Source organism: Vibrio sp. R-1 (genome assembly GCF_035615595.1).
GTDB lineage: Bacteria > Pseudomonadota > Gammaproteobacteria > Enterobacterales > Vibrionaceae > Vibrio > Vibrio cholerae.
This window is the reverse complement of sequence record NZ_WPDC01000025.1, coordinates 25176-44841: the sequence shown is the minus strand read 5'-3', so window position 1 is coordinate 44841 and position 19666 is coordinate 25176. Positions and strand designations below refer to the sequence as shown.

The following is a 19666-nucleotide window of genomic DNA, read 5'->3' as shown; positions in this document are numbered from 1 at the left end:
TTATGGGGCGCATAATATCGACCCTAAGTTCGATTGTAAAGCCCTGAAAATACTGTTTGCTTCAATTATGTACACTTGGCCGCTATTTTTATGACTAAGTGCTATTTTAGACATTAAATAAAACGGAAAAGGGGAGTTTCTAAGAAACTCCCCTTTAGGTGTATGGTCGGACTGAGAGGATTTGAACCTCCGACCCCCGACACCCCATGACGGTGCGCTACCAAGCTGCGCTACAGTCCGATGCGCGTAATCTAATGACTTTTACTAGATGCGTCAACCCTGAACCGACTTAAAATAATGAATTTAATTATCTTTTGCGTAAAAACGCTGCAATTCGGTCAAACCTTGCATTAATACAGGCAGTGTTGGGTTAGTTTCTTTAAGACGTTGGTAATCGCCATCGTAGACTTTGAAATTACCAAACTTATCTAAAACCGTAGTTTGTGAATCGGTAATCAAGGCAAGCTCACGAGCATCACCCGCCAAAATCCATTTGCGCTTACTTTCGTTAAACAGATTTTTACCGCTGCTGTAGTCAACTGGATTAGAGGAAACACCGAGCAAATCTTGCATGAGTGTTACCGAGAAATCGAGATGACTAGAGCGATGAGCATAGGTTCCTGCCACTTTGCCAGGCCAATGAATCACCATAGGGACTTGCAGTTGGTAGCGACTGTAGTTGGTGTTTGAACCCCAAGTATTGGTTTTGGTTTCATTAAACTCCGTGCCATGATTGGAGGTGATCACTACCACTGTGTTATCCATAAGTTTCAACGAGTTCAGTTGTTCAAGAACGGTGTTGATGACTTGGTCGGCTTGGGTCACGGACAGGTTGTATGCACTGCGTAAACGATCCTCCGCTGACTCTTGAGCACTACTGAGTTCTGAAAACTCTTCTACGGTCGTCAGTTCTAAATAACTAAACCAAGGCTGTTTTTGACCGACATTTAGCCATTCTGCCCAGCGTTGTACCGCTTGTTCATCTGGGCTGCTCTCATCTTTCGTAACAGCAATCGTCTCTATCGGTAAAGAGCGGAACATGGTTTCTTTATAGAGTGGGTCTGCAAAGTTGTTGCCGCTAAATAAGCCAAACTGATAGTCATTTTTCTTCATCACATCAATCAGTAGCGGCGCATTGCCTTGCACTCGCACACTGCTGGCGTAGGTACTCGGTAAGCCGTAAAACAGACCAAATAAGCCAAACATATCGTTGCTTGAACTGTAATGATTGGTGAAATTGAGATTCTCATTCGCAAACTGATAAGTATTGGGCATGAGTTCAGGGGTCAGGGCATCTGCACGCAAATTATTGATGCTGACTATCAGCACGTTCAAATTATTGGCTCTACGACTGAACTCTAACGGTTCGAGTGGGTAAATCAGACCGTCAATATCACTATTCTGTTCGGCAAGGCGCTTGCTGTACTCTTCTTTATCGAGCAAGCCGTGCTTTTCCATAAAGGATTTTGCCGTCATTGGATAAGAGAGCGGGAAATTCGCTCGCTGACTGGTGACCGGGGAATAGAGATATGCATCCGACCACACATAAATCAGATGGCTAGCGATGAAACTGAAGAAAAAGACGGCCGCTAGAGGTCGCCCGACGCGTTTGTGCGACAGTTTACGCTGCTTGCGCCAAACCCATTCTGATAAACCGAGCTCAAGGAGAAAGATGAGGGGCAGTACCACAAACAAATGCTGCAAATCCGCACTGACGCTGCTGGTTTCATCGCTGAATAGCAGTTCCCACACCACAGGGTTGAGGTGCAAATTAATAATTTGGTAGGCCTGAGTATCAATCAGTAAAACAGTGAGGCCTAACGTTGAGAAGCATACGGCCAAAAAGCGGAATAAGCTTCTCGATGGAATAATGAAAGTAAGTGGAAAAAGCACTAACAGGTAGAGTGCGAAAACCAAAAAACCGAAATGTCCAACCCAAGACAGCGCAAGGTAGAGCTGCCCAAGCAAGGTTTCTGGCCAAGGTGATTGAGAGATATATCGTGTGCCAATCAACATGGCAGCGATGATATTAAAGAAGGCAAACCAGTGCCCCCAACCTACTAAACGAGATACCCGATCGCCGTATGTATTTCCGCTATCTACCATGTGCTTTTTCTATTTATGGGTTAAATGGGTCAATTTAGCTTTGCAAAGACGACACTAATGCTTGCGCGAATTTTTCAGCAATCACTTTACGTTGTGCAGCAGCAACATTTTGATTGATGACATTCGTTGCGATGTTGCCAACCACCATTAAGGTGAGCTCTGGCGAAGCATTATGTTTATTTAGTACCGCAGCAATTTCAGTCAGAATGGATTCAACGTGTTCGTCACTGTATTTAGATGTAATAGGCATATTGACTCTGATGATGATAGTAAAAGCGGCTTATGATAACCTACTATGCCTGACAACTGAAACCAGAACGATGATTATTTCACTATGAGCCTATTCCTTTCTAACGTGATTTTGCACCAACTCCGTAAAAATGATAACGATGAATTGGTGGTGAATTATCGCGCCGAATCTCTTCGCAATGATACGTCAACTGAAAACTTAGTCGCTGAGTTACATCGTGTTTTTAATGCAAAAGCCGGGAAAGGTTTCGGTTGCTTTAAGTCAGACAGTGAATTCCAGCTTTGGTTGCAAGAGATGCGTCGTGGAACCTTGCCATTCTATGAGTTTTCACAGCAAAGCGCTCAACGCCTAAAAAATGAGTTAGCCAAGTATCCTTTTGCTGATGAAGGGATCTTAGTGATGGCCGAATATCAATCTTTGGCGACGGATTATCTCTTTATTGGTCTACTGCCTCTCAATCAAAGTTTGAAAGTGACAGAAGGGCTCGACATCAGCGCTACCGACTATCTAGACATCAACAAAATGGATATCGTGGCGCGTATTGATCTTTCGAGCTATGAAACCGACAAAGAGTCCAAACGTTACCTGAGTTACATCAAAGGTCGTGTTGGTCGTAAAGTAGCAGACTTCTTTTTGGACTTTCTACAGGCGGATATTGGCTTAGACACCAAACAGCAAAACCAAGTGTTGATGCAGGCGGTGGAAGACTTCTGTGCTGACGCGAAATTCGAAAAAGAGGAAGTGATCAGTTACAAAAAGCAGGTGTATGAGTACTGTAACGATCAAATCAAAGCGGGTGATGAAGTCAGAGTGCAAGAGCTCTCCGGCGAGCTACCTCCGAGTAATGGGGGCGTAAACTTCTTCGATTTCACCCGTGAACAAGGCTATCAGTTAGAAGAGAGTTTTCCTGCCGATCGTTCAACGGTTCGTAAGCTAACCAAATACGTAGGTGCGGGTGGCGGCTTAAACTTGAGTTTTGATAGTTTGTTGCTCGGCGAGCGAGTGTTTTACGATCCAGAAACCGATACGCTGACGATTAAAGGCACTCCACCTAATTTGCGTGACCAGTTAACTCGCCTACGTTAAACATCAGCCCGACGATCATGAGATAAGTAGGTAGGTTTCATTGAGTTCATTGAAAAAGAGAGCGATCACGCTCTCTTTTTTGTACGCAATTTATTGCGTGCACCATCAAGAGTCAAAATAGGGTATATGCTTGATCTGAAGTTCTAAACAGGATGGTTAGGCATGACACAGACTTTATTGAATCAAGGTGTTAGGAAGAAAGTCGTGATGGCTATTTTCGCGGCTTGGAGTTTGGTCGCCGCTTTGGTGTTGTGGCAATTCTCCTTGATCTCTTCCTCTTCACGCAGTCTCGATGAACTCACCAATCGTTTGATGCATTTTCGTGAGACGCTCTATTTTGCGCAGCCCTATCGAGCCAATCAAGCTCCTAATTTGGAGCTTGAGCTGTCATTAGTCTTAGCTTTACGCATGCAGATTGAAGCTGAACAGTCGAGGATATGGATTCGGCGAGATGTGCAGCAGCTCTTGTACCAAACCGATCGATTTGTTGAACAAGCGCGGGCGTTTTTAACCATAGAGCTGCATCCAACGGAGTTGGCTGAGCGCTTTCGTGAAAGTCGTCAGCGTGTGCATGCCGATCCTCAGTTATTGTCAGCGTATTTCCAGTTAGGCGCGTTTAGCTTTGAAGCGTTGTTTGCGGATAATAGAAACAGTCCTGAAATCTATCGAAGTTTAGATCGTATTTTGCAAGATTCTTTAACCTTGCCCAGTCGTGAACAAGAATCACTGCAAGTTGCTTTGGCACAAGTTTCTCGCTTACTGACGCAATACGCCGAAGGCGATAACCTCGTCGGAAAATTGCTCAATCATGCTGTCTATGAAGAGGCGAGTATGCTTGAAGAGGAGTATCACCATCAGCTCTGGATCATGATGGTGATTCTGGTTGGGGCTAGCTCGATAGCGATGCTCTGTTTTATCGTATTGCCATCCCATCCCCAGTTTTTGCCTCGATCTGCTTCAAACCAAGAAAATACAAAATTTCACGAGCTAGGTGGCATGAGTCATCAAGTCAATATCGCTCTGGTAGAGCAAACGCTGAATGGCGACTTTGAAGCCGTTCGGCAGCTACTCAAAGTTTTTTTGGAAGATCATAAAAATGATGATGAGCAGATCCGTTCGCTGTTACTCAGTAATCCTGAAGCCGCGCAGCGACATTGTCATAGCCTAAAAAGTGTTGCGGCAAGTCTTGGTGCTGAGCGATTAAAGCAGGTCGCTGCTGAAATAGAGAGTCATTTGCGAACGGGGCAGCTCCCAAGTGAAAGAGACTTGGATAATCTTTCTGCTTATCTGGCTGAAACTGTGCGTGAGGCAGAGTGGCATGTATCGCGATTGCCTTCGGATGAATTATCAATAAAAAGAGCGCCTTAGCGCTCTTTAAAAGATAACAAGTGATGGAACGTTGTTATGCAGAAGCCGGTGCTTTCTGGATTTCCTCTGCCGTCACTTCTTGTTCATTCATGGCCTGTGTGGGTTCACATTTATCGACAAACCAACCACAGTAAGATGTGATGATAGTGACGAGAATACACACGAAACTTAACCACATAAACGGTGCATAAGAGAGAGTCGCCACACCCAAAATGCTCGCCATATAGATGCCGTTATCACTCCAAGGCACCATGCCAGAGGTCAGTGTACCGCCGAATTCTGCGTTACGAGACAAGTTCTTACGTTGATAGCCTAAACGATCGTAGTTCTTGGCACAGATTTTTGGGGTCAGGATCAGTGATACATACATCGCAGAACCAAATACGTTCCCCATAAAGGCGGTACCGATAGTGCTGGTCGCTAGCGAACCTGGGCTAGTGACTCGGCGCTCGAACAGTTTGGCGATGGTTTCTAGCACGCCGACTCTATCGAGCAGACCACCAAAACCAAGACCGAAGACGATAACCGCAACCGATCCGAGCATGGATGACATACCGCCACGGTTAAGAATTGCATCAATAAAGCTTACGCCAGATTCAATATTGTAAGGTGCCCATGCGGTGTTGAACGCTTGAAGGAAATCGACATCTTGGATCATCACAGCCCAAATGATACCGAGCAATGAACCAAAGCTGATCACTGGGAAAGAAGGCATACGCATTGCCAACAAACCAAGCACAATCAAAACAGGCACGAAAGAATAAGGCGTGATGTAGAACTGCTGTTCCATCGCGGCAATGACCGTCTCTACTTGTGACATATCGACGTTGCCAGCGTAATGGAAACCAAACAGAGTAAATAGAATGCCAGTGATCACATAGCTGATCAGAGCAATCGGTAACATGCCTTTAATGTGTTCCATCACTTCAACGTTAGACATCGAAGAGGCTAAGATCACGGAGTCAGACAGGGGAGACATCTTATCGCCGAAGTAACAGCCTGACAGCACAGCACCTGCAGTGATAGGCGCTGGAATACCAAGTCCTTGTCCAATCCCCATCATGGCAATACCGGCGGTACCTGCCGCACCCCAAGAGGTTCCCGTTGCCAGAGCAGTCAATGAACAAATCACCATAGTGGCTAATAAAAAGATAGAAGGGTGAATTGCTTTTAGACCGTAATAGATGATGGTTGGCACAATACCGCCGGAAATCCACGTTCCGACAAGAGCACCGACCGCCAATAAGATCAGCACTGCGCCTAAACCATTTGAAATGCCATTTAGGGCAGCATTTTCTAAGTCTTTGTATTTATGTCCTAGGCGAATACCTAACGTCATGATCACGAACCAGCCAATATACAGAGCCAGTTGGATCGGTAAATCCAGTTTTGCGGTAAATGAAAACGCTAACAGCAAAAATAGGCCAAGCGAGACGATTACTTGAGTCAAACTTGGCAGGCGTTGTTGGGCTTGTAACATACTAAGAGCCTCTTATCCAATCGTTAGTAAGGAGTCAGGATATCCTTATTGAGTCGAGGTGCACTTTACCGTAGTTAAAATAATATATCGACATTAAAGCTCTTTGTTGTGATTTATATCGTTCAAGTGGTTAATTTGTAGCATTTGCTGTTTATTTTTTGAGTAATAAATGAAAGCAAATCTTTTGTGAGGTGAGTTTTTTGTGTTACAAGAAATAAGTTTTTTGGTAAAAATCTGACGTCAATACTCTAACTTGGTTAAAAAGTGAGAGTTTTAAGATGCTTGCCGTAAAAAAGCGAATAACCCCGAGAGAAGGATAAGAAAAAGTTGTCTGATTTGCTAAGAAAGGCTTGAGATTTCAGGCTGAACCACTTATAGATGGAGCCAGTGATTTGACATTGGATCTACACGGAGAGTAAGGGAAATGAGAGTAGGTTTAGTAGGTTGGCGTGGCATGGTCGGTTCTGTCCTCATGCAACGCATGGTAGAAGAGCGCGATTTTGATCTGATTGAACCGGTTTTCTTCAGTACATCGCAAATTGGTGTTCCTGCCCCTAATTTTGGTAAAGATGCAGGCATGTTGCACGATGCGTTCGACATTGAGAGCCTCAAGCAGCTTGATGCTGTCATTACCTGCCAAGGCGGTAGTTATACCGAAAAGGTCTACCCAGCACTGCGTCAAGCGGGTTGGAAAGGTTACTGGATCGATGCTGCATCGACATTGCGTATGGATAAAGAGGCGATCATCACTCTGGATCCCGTTAACCTTAAACAAATTCTGCATGGTATTCATCACGGTACAAAAACCTTTGTCGGTGGTAACTGTACTGTGAGCTTGATGTTAATGGCACTTGGTGGCCTGTATGAGCGTGGCTTGGTGGAATGGATGAGCGCTATGACTTACCAAGCAGCATCCGGAGCGGGCGCACAAAATATGCGTGAGCTGATTTCACAAATGGGTGTGATTAATGATGCCGTCAGCTCAGAGCTTGCCAATCCTGCCAGCTCCATTTTGGATATTGATAAGAAAGTGGCTGAAACCATGCGTTCGGGTTCTTTCCCAACCGATAACTTTGGGGTTCCGCTGGCAGGTTCACTGATCCCTTGGATTGACGTGAAACGCGATAATGGCCAAAGCAAAGAAGAGTGGAAAGCGGGTGTAGAAGCCAACAAAATTCTTGGTTTGCAAGATTCTCCAGTACCGATTGATGGTACGTGTGTGCGTATCGGCGCAATGCGTTGCCACTCTCAGGCATTGACCATCAAACTGAAACAGAACATTCCTCTCGATGAAATCGAGGAGATGATTGCTACTCATAACGATTGGGTCAAAGTGATCCCGAATGAGCGTGACATTACCGCACGTGAACTGACACCCGCTAAAGTAACCGGCACGCTGTCTGTCCCCGTCGGCCGCTTACGCAAAATGGCGATGGGCGATGATTTCCTCAATGCCTTCACGGTTGGCGACCAGCTCTTGTGGGGGGCTGCTGAGCCGCTGCGCCGTACGCTGCGCATCATTTTGGCCGAGAAATAATCATCTCCCTTGGCGACGCCACATCTACTAACAAAAAAGCGCCGTTTGGCGCTTTTTTTATCGACGTCTTAAATCGAGTTATTCACGATTTACGCTAAGCCGGGAAACAAGTTACGTAGTCCATTGGCGATAAATTCAATACCGAGCGCACCAAGGATCAGACCCATGATACGGGTGATTACGTTGATACCGGTTTGTCCGAGCAAGCGGACGATATACGGTGCTGAACGGAAAAGCAGCCAAGAGCAAAAACTGAAGGCGACAACGGTCAAAATGATCCCCAAGGTATCTAGCATATTTGGATAACGTGAGCCATAAACAATCGTTGAACTGATGGCACCGGGGCCGGCCATGAGTGGCATCGCCAGTGGGACAACCGCAATTTGCTCACGGCTGATGTATTCGGATTTTTCCTGTTTATTCTGCTTATCCTCACCGAGCTTACCGCTCATCATCGAAAAGGCGATGCTAAGCAGCAGTAAACCGCCTGCAACACGGAATGAATCGAGAGAAATACTGAAGAGGTCGAGCAGCATTTGACCCGCCAGTAAGGCGATGATCAAGATGATGGCCACGGCGATATTCGCGGTCGCTGCGGTTTTATTTTTCTCTTCCAGCGTCATGTGGCCAGTAAGAGAAACAAATACCGGCATAATGCCTACAGGGTTTACTGCAGCGACAAGGCCGAGAAAAAATTGGAGGAATATAGCAATTTCAAAGCTTTGCATGATGAAGTCTCGTAACCATCATAGGGACGTAAAGAAGCGTGCGTAATGTAAGTTAAAGATAGCAAAAGCACGAATGAAAAAAATTGAGTCGCTATTGATTATTATGTGAGAAAAACTAATTGATGAAGAATTATGCAAAGAGTAAGTGTCATTCTTGTGTCAAGTTTGTTTGCTCATAATGCCGCCTGTTAACATTCGCACATTTTTTGTAAAAACTTAGGCAATAGCTGGTGGTCGTAAGCATAACCGATATACTCTCAGTAGCACGTTAACCCCCTCTTGAAAGTGGTGGTTGTGTTTAAAAATGAAACTTTTTTACAGGCTGTTGTAGTTTTTTTAGTTTTTGAAAGCTAAGTGCGGTTTTTTTAATCACGAGTGATTTTTCGTTTAAATCGTTTAATTTCAACTGTTTAATTTATGTTTTTACTCTTGGGTACCACTTGTTAGGTAATTAGTTTTTCATAACTGATCTGAGTCAATTTTTTTCACAGTCTGAAATATTATACTCAGCCGTGAAAGCAATTTACTAAGTCGGTTGTAAGTTAAGTCTTTGAACCACAGTAAAAACGAACTGCAGCACACTTACTAAAGAGTTTTTAACATTTTTTTATTTTAGGAGATTCATTATGCCTGTTACTAATCTGGCTGAACTTGATGCTCTGGTTGCTCGCGTTAAAGCAGCTCAAGCTGAATTTGCTACTTTCTCTCAAGAACAAGTAGACAAAATCTTCCGCGCAGCCTCTCTAGCAGCAAACCAAGCACGTATCCCGCTAGCACAAATGGCGGTAGAAGAATCAGGTATGGGTATTGTTGAAGATAAAGTAATCAAAAACCACTTTGCTTCTGAGTTTATCTACAACAAGTACAAGGACGAAAAAACCTGTGGCATCCTCGAAGAAGATGACAACCTAGGTACTATGACTATCGCTGAGCCTGTTGGCATCATCTGTGGTATCGTCCCAACGACTAACCCAACCTCAACCGCGATCTTCAAATCACTGATTTCTTTGAAGACTCGTAACGGTATCATCTTCTCTCCACACCCACGTGCGAAAAACTCAACCAACGCAGCAGCGAAACTGGTTCTGGATGCCGCAATCGCAGCGGGTGCACCAAAAGACATCATCGGTTGGATTGACCAACCTTCAGTTGAGCTGTCAAATGCTCTGATGAAACACGATGGTATCGCACTGATCCTTGCGACGGGTGGTCCTGGCATGGTGAAAGCGGCTTACTCTTCTGGTAAACCAGCCATCGGTGTAGGTGCAGGTAACGTTCCAGTTGTTATCGATGAAACTGCAGATATCAAACGTGCGGTTGCTTCTATCCTGATGTCTAAAACGTTCGACAACGGTGTAGTGTGTGCTTCTGAGCAAGCGGCTATCGTAGTGAGCGAAGTTTACGACGAAGTGAAAGAGCGTTTCGCAACGCACAAAGCGCACGTCCTGAGCAAAGCGGATGCAGACAAAGTGCGTAAAGTGCTGCTGATTGATGGCGCTCTGAACGCGAAGATCGTAGGTCAACCTGCTGCTGCTATCGCTGAAATGGCAGGCGTAAAAGTACCTGCAGATACTAAAGTTCTGGTGGGTGAAGGTCTGGGCAAAGTCTCTTATGACGATGAATTCGCTCACGAGAAACTGTCTCCAACACTGGGTCTGTTCCGTGCTGACAACTTCGAAGACGCGGTTGCACAAGCAGTAACCATGGTAGAGATCGGCGGTATCGGTCACACCTCAGGTCTGTACACCAACCAAGACGTTAACGCAGACCGTATCCGTTACTTCGGTGACAAACTGAAAACTGCCCGTATTCTTGTCAACATCCCAACCACTCACGGTGGTATCGGTGATCTGTACAACTTCAACGTTGCACCGTCTCTGACTCTGGGATGTGGTTCTTGGGGTGGTAACTCAATCTCTGAGAACGTAGGTCCTAAGCACCTAATCAACAAGAAAACTGTTGCGAAGCGAGCTGAAAACATGTTGTGGCACAAACTACCTAAGTCTATCTACTTCCGCCGTGGTAGCCTTCCAATCGCGCTGAGCGACCTAGAAGGTAAAAAACGCGCATTCCTAGTTACTGACCGTTTCCTATTCAACAACGGTTATGCAGACGATGTGGTTGCCCTGCTGAAAGCACAAGGCATGGAAGTTCAGACATTCTTCGAAGTAGAAGCGGATCCAACACTGTCTGTCGTAGAAAAAGGCGCTGCAGCAATGCAAAGCTTCCAACCAGATGTGATTCTTGCGCTAGGTGGTGGTTCACCAATGGACGCGGCGAAGATCATGTGGGTAATGTACGAGCACCCAGATACTCACTTTGAAGAACTGGCTATGCGCTTTATGGACATCCGTAAGCGTATCTACAAATTCCCTAAAATGGGTAAAAAAGCAGAGCTTGTTTGTATCACTACCACTTCAGGTACGGGTTCAGAAGTTACACCATTCGCGGTTGTGACTGACGACAAGACTGGCGCTAAGTACCCACTGGCAGACTACGAGCTGACACCACAAATGGCGATCGTAGATGCGAACCTTGTGATGAACATGCCTAAGTCTCTGACTGCTTTCGGTGGTTACGATGCGGTAACTCACGCACTCGAAGCTTACGTATCCGTTCTTGCGAACGAATACTCAGACGGTCAAGCACTACAAGCGCTGAAGATGCTGAAAGAGTACCTACCTTCTAGCTACGCGAATGGTGCGAAAGATCCTATCGCTCGTGAGAAAGTACACAACGCAGCCACTATCGCTGGTATCGCATTCGCGAACGCGTTCTTGGGTGTATGTCACTCAATGGCGCACAAAATCGGTGCTGAGTTCCACCTACCACACGGTTTGGCGAACGCTCTGCTGATTGCTAACGTAGTACGTTACAACGCGAACGACAACCCAACCAAACAAACGGCATTCTCTCAATACGACCGTCCACAAGCACGTCGTCGTTACGCAGAAGTGGCGGACCACTTAGGTCTGAGCCAGCCGGGTGACCGTACTGCGCAGAAGATTGAGCGTCTGTTAACTTGGTTGGATGAACTGAAAGTTAACCTAGACATTCCAAAATCAATCCAAGCTGCGGGTGTAGCAGAAGCAGACTTCCTTGCAAAAGTGGATGAGCTAGCGGTTGAAGCGTTTGATGACCAATGTACTGGTGCAAACCCACGCTACCCACTGATTGCTGAGCTGAAAGAAGTTCTGCTGGCTTCTTACTACGGTAAGCCATTCGTTGAAGGTCAAACTTTCGAAGGCACCACTGTTATCGTAAAGAAAGCAGATCAAGAAGCGGCGAAAGCGCCAAAAGCGAAAAAGTAATGTGATTGGTTTTCGCTAGCACGAAACAAATCGGGAAATACAAACCCTCCGCAAGGAGGGTTTTTTTATGCCATGACTTTAGGAAGAGTCAGTAAGATGGCCACTAGAGTTAGGTCCACATCACCAAGATAGCGGCCAGAGCCACTAAGATAAGCCCGAATCCATCTTTAATTCGCACTTTTTGACCTAGCCAGAAGATGGAGATCAACATAGTGAAAAAGATCTCCACTTGGCCAAGCGTTTTCACATAAGGCACGGCTTGCAATGACATGGCGCTAAACCAACCTATCGAGCCTAAGCAACTGCTCACACTGGTCAGCATGACTAACTTCGGGCGTTGCCAAAGCTTGTACAAGGTCGATCTCTCTTTAATGAGCAAGTATCCGACCAAACAGAGTGTTTGCAGCGAGATGACCAACAACAATACCCAAGCTGCGCTGTAAGGGAAGGGGAGTTGTGAGGCGAGACTGGCTTCACGAACCCAGAGTGAAGTGAGAGCAAATGCGCTACCGCTGCTCAAGCCAAGAAGTACGGTCGGGAGTGAAAGCTGTTTAAAACCGCCGTGACTGCTCAGCATAAAGACTCCAACCCCGCCAATCACTACACCAAGCCAGCCTAATACCGTGAGTTGAGTGCCGAAAAACAGCATACCCAAGATTGCAGCCACCAAAGCTTCGCTTTTAGCCAGCCCAGCACCAACCGCGTAGTTGTTGTATTTAAAAAGCTTGACCATTAACGCGGTAGCCAGGATCTGCATGAACGATGCACCGACCACATAATGCCAAAATGCACTGGAGAAGGTGGGTAATGCGGCAGGTTGCCATTGATAGAGTGCGATCAGATACACGCCAGCAATCGGGCTTGCCCAGAGAAAGCGTGCGAGGGTCACACCTGCTATTGTCACATCGCCAGATAAACGGCTCTGGAATGCGTTGCGCCATGCTTGCATAAAGGCAGCAAACAGGGTGAGAAAAATCCATGTCATGGTGTGCTCCGGAAGAAAGTGGAAGCACCATGCTAGAGAAAGGCTAAATTATCAGCAAGTTAAATCATCGATGGCTGGCCGTCGTGAACAAGGCAGCGCTAGGCTGCCTTGGTGATATTATCCCGCCAAAACATCACTAGCGACTTTGTAGGTTGGATCTTCTTTAAGGTTGATTTCCACTAAGCTGCCTGCTTTCTGTAGTAGAGCGCGACAGTCTTGGCTTAAATGGCGCAAGTGTAAGGTTTTACCAACGGCGGCATAACGTTCCGCTAAGGTTTCTATCGCATCAATCGCTGAATGATCGGCCACGCGCGAGCGAGCGAAATCGACAATCACTTCTTTAGGATCATTGTGCGCATCAAACAATTCAAGGAAGTTCGCGGCCGACCCAAAGAAAATGGGGCCATGAATATGATATTCCTTATGACCATCAGGATTGATATGGCTGGCTGCGTAAATATGCTTGGCGTGCTCCCATGCAAACATCAACGCAGAGGCAATCACACCGACTGCGACCGCAATCGCTAAATCGGTAAACACAGTGACCACTGTCACCAACACAATGACGAAGAAATCTTGTTTCGGAACTCGGCGCGCTAATTTGAAGGTAGCCCATTCAAACGTGCCAATCACCACCATAAACATGACGCCGACTAATGCCGCAAGCGGGATCATCTCAATCAAAGAAGCGGTAAACAGGATAAAGCACAGCAGCAATACGGCTGCGACTATCCCCGATAGACGACCACGTCCACCAGAGTTAACGTTGATCATGGATTGCCCAATCATGGCACAGCCACCCATGGCACCAAACAGGGAGCAGGTGATATTGGCTAAGCCTTGCCCCATACACTCACGGTTGGATTGGCCGCGAGTGCCAGTCATTTCATCTAAAACCGTCAGCGTCAGCAGTGACTCTATCAAGCCAATCGCAGCGAGAATTAAAGCGTAAGGGAAAATGATCGTTAGGGTTTCCCAAGTCAGAGGTACCGCGGGAATCGAAAAAGAGGGAAGAGAGCCCGCAAGAGTTGCCGCATCATTCCCAGACATAGCCCGCAGAAAATCCACGACGGTACGAGTTTCCAAACCTAAACCTTGAACCAGCAGAGTGACAGTGACTATCGCCGCCAATGAAGAAGGTATCGCGGTGGTGAGTTTGGGTAGAAAATGGATGATCGCCATCGTTAAGGCAACCAGCCCTAACATGAGGAGCAATTCCTTTTGTGGTAGCCAAGTCATGACTCCGTTGAGATCGGGAGCTTTAAATTGGCCGAGTTGAGCTAGAAAAATCACAATCGCTAGCCCATTCACAAAACCAATCATCACTGGATGCGGTACCATGCGAATAAATTTGCCTAACTTAAACAAGCCTGCTGCGACTTGCAGTAAACCCGTGAGAAGAATCGCGGCGAATAAATACTGCACACAGTGGCTTGCGACTAAGCTCACCATCACCACTGCCATTGCTCCGGTTGCCCCAGAAATCATACCGGGACGACCACCAAAAATGGAGGTAATCAGGCCGACAATAAACGCGGCATAAAGGCCAACCATAGGATCGACCCCCGCGACAAAAGCAAAAGCCACCGCTTCTGGTACCAGAGCCAGTGCGACCGTCAACCCAGATAACACATCATTTTTTATTGAGTGCTGCGAGAAAGAAGAGAATTCAAACATGGGCAAAACCGTGTTCCGTATTTGTGCTGCTCATGAATGATGAGCATGAAGTGAACCGAGCCGCTTAACATAAAGTGAAAGATCAAGGTGTGACTAAGCGGGTTAATTTTGAACTGCGGATGCTACAGAATTGAACGGTAGGGTGCAATCATCAATTACAGTGTGAGCCCATATCACCAGCGTGAATAAGCGTTATCCCCTTGCTACTTGAGCTCTAGCGCTATTGGCTGCAACGCCAAGTAGTATGTACGCAAGGCATCTACGTAAGAGATGATGCAAGGCTGTTGGGAAATAATAAGAATCACGGGTAAAAGAAAGGGCTGCGTTGGCAGCCCTTATCGTATGGTTTCGCTATTTAGAAGCTTTGCGGCTTACTCATGCCCGCACTGGCTTGATTACGCGCGACTTGACTACCCGCACCACGCGCTTGGTAACGTTCAGCACGTAAAGGCGCGGCGTTAACCTGCACTTCACGGATGTCATCTGAGCCAGGTGCTTTAGTCATCGGCGATGAGGCGTACGGCTGTTGGATGACCGCTTTCGCGGTGAGTGATGTTGCACTCACTGTCACTGGCTTAACAACCTTAATTGGTTCTGCCATTTTTTCTGCGATCACTTCAACTGTTGTTTGTGCGACAACCTCGTCACTGATTGTGGCTGGCTCTTCGACTTCAGCGACTTTAGCCACTACGGTTTCTAGCGCAGAAGTTTCTGTTGCTGACTCTTCAATTACCGGAGCTTCAATCACTGTAGCTTCAACCACGACCGGCTCAACGGGTGCGATGAGTGTCTCTGCGATCACGTCAGTAATCACTGGCTCTTGCACTACTGGCTCAGGTTGAACCGCAGCAGTTTCACGACGTACGATGACTTTACCCATCGCCATTTCTGGGAAGGCAACGCCCCCGAGTACACGTGGCGCTGCCACTTTTTCGCTTTCTACTACTGCAGTTGCCGCAGTCGGTGTTACATGAGTCACATGTTGAGCACCTTCAGCAGTTTCATGGCGCGACTGTGGACGCGGCGCTAAGTCGTAGCGAGGCATCACTTTACCCATGGCCATCTCAGGAGAGGCAACCCCACCTTTACGCAGGCGGAATGGATTAGGGCGACGATCACGACCGCGACGGCGACGCTGGCCGCTGGCGCGCAGATGACGTGGCGAGCGGCGATTACGACGCTGCTTCTGATCATCTTGCTCGTTATCCTCTTGAGCCGAATCCGCAAAATCATCGGTTACAGGCAGATTAACTGGCGCTGGAGCGTCGAACGCATTGTCAACAGGAGCTGTAGACAGGTTGTCTAAGTCTTCTGCGGCAAGCTGATCTTTGACTCGAATTTGCTTCGAGAGCTTACGACGTTGACGACGTTCTTTAACAACCGTGGCTTTCTCTTCTTTAGGCTCAACGGCTTTAACTTCTTGTTGTGCTTCAGCCGCTAATTGGCGACCTTGCTCAAGCAATTTAGCCGTTTTGCTTTCATCTCGTTTATTACGACGATCTTGACGTTCTGGACGCTCCGTTTCTGGACGTTCATTGCGGTCATTACGTTCGTTACGCTCACCACGCTCTTGCTTTGGCTTGCGCTCTTGTGGCTTACGGTTGTTGTTTGATGTCTCTTTATCGTTACGCTCGTTGTTTTCCTCATTACCGCGGCGACGGTTTTTGTCACGAGGGTTACGACGACGATCATTATTACGCTCGTTACGTTCACGACGAGGTTTGTCTTGTTCACTGTTCTGCGTTACAGGCGCTTCTACTTTGGCCGCTTCCGGTGTCGCAGAGAATAGGCTCGCAATCGCTTTAAACACACGGCTAAAGAAACCAGGCTGCGCAGGTTGCTGTACCTCTGCAACAGGTTGAGGTTCTGCTTTAGGTTTTGATGTTGGAGCAGGAACCGCTTCCGCAGGCGCGGCAAAACCTTTCAGTACTGGCTCTTCAATACGTTTTGGTTTGAGCTCAACATCGACCACTTCTTTGCCTTCCGCTTCTTTCATCGCTTCCAGCTTTTTCGGAATCAGGTAAGAGAGAACATCTTGCTCTTCACCTTCACGCACGCGGATCACTTCAAAGTGCGGTGTTTCCATATCGGAATTTGGCACGATAGTAATGCGAACTTGCTGCGCTTTTTCAATGTGATTGATTGAGCGACGCTTCTCGTTTAACAGATAAGACGCGATAGAGACAGGTACCACCGCAAGTACTTGCGATGTGTTGTCTTTGAGTGCTTCTTCTTCAATTAAGCGCAGAACAGAAAGTGCCAAAGATTCGTTGTCACGAATCACGCCGGTTCCTTTACAACGAGGACAGATGTGATGGCTTGCTTCTGCCAGAGAAGGACTCAAACGTTGACGCGACATTTCCAGCAAACCAAAGCGAGAAATACGGCCAATTTGAACGCGAGCACGGTCAACACGCACTGCTTCACGTAGACGGTTTTCCACTTCACGCTGGTGGCGAACAGGGGTCATATCGATGAAGTCGATCACCACAAGACCACCTAGGTCACGCAGACGCAATTGGCGTGCGATTTCATCCGCAGCTTCTAGGTTGGTATTGAGAGCGGTCTCTTCAATATCGCCACCTTTGGTTGCGCGGGCAGAGTTGATGTCGATGGAAGTCAAGGCTTCGGTTGGATCAATAACGATTGAGCCACCAGAAGGCAGGCGAACTTCACGTTGGAAAGCCGATTCAATCTGGCTTTCGATTTGGAAATGGCTGAACAGCGGTACTTCGCCTTCGTATTTTTTCACACGATTGACGAAATCTGGGCGCACTAAACGAATATGCTCAAGAGCACGCTCGTAAATGCTGTTGCTGTCGATAAGAATTTCACCAATATCACGACGCAAGTAATCACGGATCGCACGAACAATCACGTTACTTTCTTGGTGGATAAGGAAAGGTGCAGGGTTTGAATCAGACGCTTGTTTAATCGCACTCCAGTGCTTAAGCAGTACATTTAAGTCCCACTCTAGCTCTTCAGCGCTTTTACCTACGCCTGCGGTACGAACAATTAAGCCCATACCTTGTGGCAGTTCTAATGAGCTGAGTGCGGATTTCAGTTCAGTGCGCTCATCGCCTTCGATACGACGAGAAATACCGCCAGCACGAGGGTTATTTGGCATCAGAACTAAGTAGCTGCCCGCTAGAGAGATAAAGGTGGTTAGGGCTGCACCTTTGCTACCGCGCTCCTCTTTCTCGATTTGCACGATCACTTCCTGACCTTCGTTCAGCACATCTTTGATGTTTGGACGACCTTGGTAGCTATAACCATCAGGGAAATATTCACGAGCGATTTCTTTGAGAGGGAGGAAACCGTGTCTTTCAGCACCGTAGTCAACGAATGCAGCTTCAAGACTGGGTTCAATGCGGGTAATGCGGCCTTTGTAGATATTTGCTTTTTTCGATTCGTGCCCCGGACTTTCAATATCCAGATCGAACAGACGTTGGCCATCGACCAACGCGACACGCAACTCTTCTTTTTGAGTTGCGTTAATTAACATTCTTTTCATTTAGAAATCTCATTTTCTTATATAGTTTTGATTCTTGTTTTTGTTGCCGAGTTTCGTTTTCACGGTGCCAGATCCCATGGCTTATTCGATACAGCCTCCCGGCTGGAGGGGATGCTCTGGGGCACATCAGTATTCACAAGCCAACGATTGCCTGTGATCCGCTATAAAGGCGGTGGGTACTCAACATGAAAAGGCGACGAGTAGAGCAACAAAAAGCCTCAAACAGTGTGTCTTACGCCGTGTGCTGCACCTTGTTTTCGACTGACTACTCATTAATTTGCCAGAAATTGAACGGTAAAGAACAAAATGCCACCAGTTCAGCTCTTGCAGCTGTGAACTATAGCAGTGACTGCCAAAGTCAGCAATCAGCTTTCCAATGTAGCGCAAATTATTTGCGGGAGATTACAAAAAACCAACAATCTAACTTATTGTTAAATAAAGATAAGGTGATTGAAATGTTAGACTTGGAGCATCCGTGCGACCAAATTAGGTAGTGAGCCCAAGGTTAACTTGGTTAAATTGTCGGCAAATGGGGTTGGTGCTAATGAAAAATGGCTTTTTTTGTTGCTAAGAAAATGTGACTTTAACTCGATTCCAGATAGAATAGCGCCATGAACGAAATCAGAACTCAAGTCCAGTTCATCGACATTGATGAAGACATGGCTGGTCAGCGCATTGATAACTTTTTGCGCAACCAATTAAAAAATATTCCCAAAAGCGTGGTTTATCGAATTCTACGTAAGGGAGAAGTGCGCGTGAACAAAAAACGCGTAAAAGCAGAATACAAGCTCGAAGCGGGCGATGTGGTACGTGTGCCTCCCGTCACCGTGGAAGTCAAAGAGAACGAGACTGCTCCACCGAGTACCAAACTCAGTAAAGTGGCGGAATTAGAACACTGTATTGTCTATGAAGACGATCATTTACTCATCCTCAATAAACCGTCAGGTACTGCAGTGCATGGTGGGAGCGGTTTGCACTTTGGTGCGATTGAAGCCTTGCGCGCCCTGCGCCCCCAAGCGCGTTTTCTTGAGTTAGTACACCGTATTGACCGTGATACCTCAGGGATTTTGCTGGTGGCCAAAAAACGCTCGGCACTGCGCCACTTACAAGCTCAGTTTCGCGAGAAAACAGTGCAGAAGTACTACTACGCTTTAGTCATGGGACATTGGGATGCAGAGTGTAAAGTGGTCAATGCGCCGTTGCTGAAAAATGAAGTCAACAGCATAGTGCGCGTGAACCCCAACGGTAAGCCGTCGGAAACCCGATTCCGTATTCTTGAGAAGTTTGCTGAAGCGACGTTAGTTCAAGCGAGCCCTGTGACTGGGCGTACGCACCAAATCCGTGTACACACCCAGTACATGGGGCATCCAATCGCGTGGGATGATCGTTATGGTGATCGCCGCTTTGATGCTTATACAGCGCAATTTGGGATTGAGCGCCTGTTTTTGCATGCGGCAAACATCCAATTTGTGCATCCTGCCAGTGAGAAAAAGTTGGAAATCCATGCGCCACTCGAAGCGCATTTGGAGCAAGCTCTGGCAAAAATGCGTCAGGCTTAACCGTAAACCGGATGTCTAAATAAGAAAAGGGCGATAATTCGCCCTTTTCTGTTAGTTTTTCGTGA

13 protein-coding genes and 1 tRNA gene are annotated in these 19666 nt (G+C 46.8%); 6 read left to right on the top strand and 8 right to left on the bottom strand.

Annotated features, from left to right (window positions below):
* Window positions 1–163: 163 nt before the first annotated feature.
* The 3 genes from GOU96_RS07885 to GOU96_RS07875 form a co-directional block, all read right to left on the bottom strand.
* A tRNA-Pro gene (locus GOU96_RS07885) sits at window positions 164–240 on the bottom strand.
* A gap of 63 nt (window positions 241–303) precedes the next feature.
* Window positions 304–2106 carry a DUF3413 domain-containing protein gene (locus GOU96_RS07880; protein ID WP_000228455.1) on the bottom strand — a complete coding sequence of 601 codons (1803 nt, stop codon included), beginning with the start codon at window positions 2104–2106 and terminating at the stop codon, window positions 304–306.
* A 34-nt stretch (window positions 2107–2140) separates the two neighbouring features.
* Window positions 2141–2356, bottom strand: coding sequence for a YejL family protein (locus GOU96_RS07875; protein WP_001123168.1), 216 nt, complete (start codon window positions 2354–2356; stop codon window positions 2141–2143).
* 84 nt (window positions 2357–2440) lie between these two features.
* On the opposite strand from GOU96_RS07875, the gene yejK reads away from it, so the two are divergent.
* The gene (yejK, locus tag GOU96_RS07870; protein WP_267781206.1) at window positions 2441–3442 is read left to right on the top strand and encodes a nucleoid-associated protein YejK; all 1002 of its coding nucleotides are present in this window, start codon (window positions 2441–2443) and stop codon (window positions 3440–3442) included.
* Window positions 3443–3604: 162 nt separating this feature from the next.
* Window positions 3605–4810, top strand: coding sequence for an Hpt domain-containing protein (locus tag GOU96_RS07865; RefSeq protein ID WP_267781204.1), 1206 nt, complete (start codon window positions 3605–3607; stop codon window positions 4808–4810).
* A gap of 34 nt (window positions 4811–4844) precedes the next feature.
* On the opposite strand, the gene nhaC is transcribed toward GOU96_RS07865, so the two are convergent.
* Entirely contained in the window at window positions 4845–6290 is a 1446-nt protein-coding gene (gene nhaC, locus GOU96_RS07860) for a Na+/H+ antiporter NhaC (protein WP_114794257.1), read from the bottom strand.
* Window positions 6291–6714: 424 nt separating this feature from the next.
* Between nhaC and asd the strand changes: the two genes are divergently transcribed.
* The gene (gene asd / locus GOU96_RS07855; protein ID WP_001263690.1) at window positions 6715–7827 is read left to right on the top strand and encodes an aspartate-semialdehyde dehydrogenase; all 1113 of its coding nucleotides are present in this window, start codon (window positions 6715–6717) and stop codon (window positions 7825–7827) included.
* An 89-nt stretch (window positions 7828–7916) separates the two neighbouring features.
* On the opposite strand, the gene GOU96_RS07850 is transcribed toward asd, so the two are convergent.
* A complete protein-coding gene (locus tag GOU96_RS07850; protein ID WP_001190428.1) occupies window positions 7917–8555 on the bottom strand; it encodes a YchE family NAAT transporter in 639 nt (212 codons plus the stop codon).
* Between the two features lie 626 nt (window positions 8556–9181).
* On the opposite strand from GOU96_RS07850, the gene adhE reads away from it, so the two are divergent.
* The gene (gene adhE, locus GOU96_RS07845) at window positions 9182–11866 is read left to right on the top strand and encodes a bifunctional acetaldehyde-CoA/alcohol dehydrogenase (RefSeq protein ID WP_001145580.1); all 2685 of its coding nucleotides are present in this window, start codon (window positions 9182–9184) and stop codon (window positions 11864–11866) included.
* 109 nt (window positions 11867–11975) lie between these two features.
* Here the strand turns inward: adhE and GOU96_RS07840 are convergent, their stop codons facing one another.
* Window positions 11976–12851, bottom strand: coding sequence for a DMT family transporter (locus GOU96_RS07840; RefSeq protein ID WP_248366489.1), 876 nt, complete (start codon window positions 12849–12851; stop codon window positions 11976–11978).
* On the opposite strand from GOU96_RS07840, the gene GOU96_RS07835 reads away from it, so the two are divergent.
* Window positions 12832–12966 (top strand): hypothetical protein, encoded by a 135-nt coding sequence (locus tag GOU96_RS07835; RefSeq protein WP_001881761.1) that lies wholly within the window; start codon window positions 12832–12834, stop codon window positions 12964–12966. The genes GOU96_RS07840 and GOU96_RS07835 overlap by 20 nt on opposite strands.
* Window positions 12967–12968: 2 nt before the next feature.
* On the opposite strand, the gene GOU96_RS07830 is transcribed toward GOU96_RS07835, so the two are convergent.
* Window positions 12969–14528, bottom strand: coding sequence for a SulP family inorganic anion transporter (locus GOU96_RS07830; protein WP_267781201.1), 1560 nt, complete (start codon window positions 14526–14528; stop codon window positions 12969–12971).
* A 355-nt stretch (window positions 14529–14883) separates the two neighbouring features.
* Window positions 14884–18042 (bottom strand): ribonuclease E, encoded by a 3159-nt coding sequence (rne, locus tag GOU96_RS07825; RefSeq protein ID WP_267781199.1) that lies wholly within the window; start codon window positions 18040–18042, stop codon window positions 14884–14886.
* 611 nt (window positions 18043–18653) lie between these two features.
* Here rne and rluC point away from each other — a divergent pair.
* Window positions 18654–19601: a 23S rRNA pseudouridine(955/2504/2580) synthase RluC gene (rluC, locus tag GOU96_RS07820; protein WP_134987240.1), complete on the top strand. Its 948-nt coding sequence runs from the start codon at window positions 18654–18656 to the stop codon at window positions 19599–19601.
* Window positions 19602–19666: the final 65 nt, after the last annotated feature.

What these genes read in the sequence shown, in the direction of transcription:
- GOU96_RS07875 (WP_001123168.1), bottom strand. Translation starts at nt 2,356, where the DNA reads ATGCCTATTACATCTAAATACAGTGACGAACACGTTGAATCCATTCTG.
- GOU96_RS07830 (WP_267781201.1), bottom strand. Translation starts at nt 14,528, where the DNA reads ATGTTTGAATTCTCTTCTTTCTCGCAGCACTCAATAAAAAATGATGTG.
- yejK (WP_267781206.1), top strand. Translation starts at nt 2,441, where the DNA reads ATGAGCCTATTCCTTTCTAACGTGATTTTGCACCAACTCCGTAAAAAT.
- adhE (WP_001145580.1), top strand. Translation starts at nt 9,182, where the DNA reads ATGCCTGTTACTAATCTGGCTGAACTTGATGCTCTGGTTGCTCGCGTT.
- rne (WP_267781199.1), bottom strand. Translation starts at nt 18,042, where the DNA reads ATGAAAAGAATGTTAATTAACGCAACTCAAAAAGAAGAGTTGCGTGTC.
- GOU96_RS07840 (WP_248366489.1), bottom strand. Translation starts at nt 12,851, where the DNA reads ATGACATGGATTTTTCTCACCCTGTTTGCTGCCTTTATGCAAGCATGG.
- GOU96_RS07865 (WP_267781204.1), top strand. Translation starts at nt 3,605, where the DNA reads ATGACACAGACTTTATTGAATCAAGGTGTTAGGAAGAAAGTCGTGATG.
- asd (WP_001263690.1), top strand. Translation starts at nt 6,715, where the DNA reads ATGAGAGTAGGTTTAGTAGGTTGGCGTGGCATGGTCGGTTCTGTCCTC.
- nhaC (WP_114794257.1), bottom strand. Translation starts at nt 6,290, where the DNA reads ATGTTACAAGCCCAACAACGCCTGCCAAGTTTGACTCAAGTAATCGTC.
- GOU96_RS07880 (WP_000228455.1), bottom strand. Translation starts at nt 2,106, where the DNA reads ATGGTAGATAGCGGAAATACATACGGCGATCGGGTATCTCGTTTAGTA.
- rluC (WP_134987240.1), top strand. Translation starts at nt 18,654, where the DNA reads ATGAACGAAATCAGAACTCAAGTCCAGTTCATCGACATTGATGAAGAC.
- GOU96_RS07850 (WP_001190428.1), bottom strand. Translation starts at nt 8,555, where the DNA reads ATGCAAAGCTTTGAAATTGCTATATTCCTCCAATTTTTTCTCGGCCTT.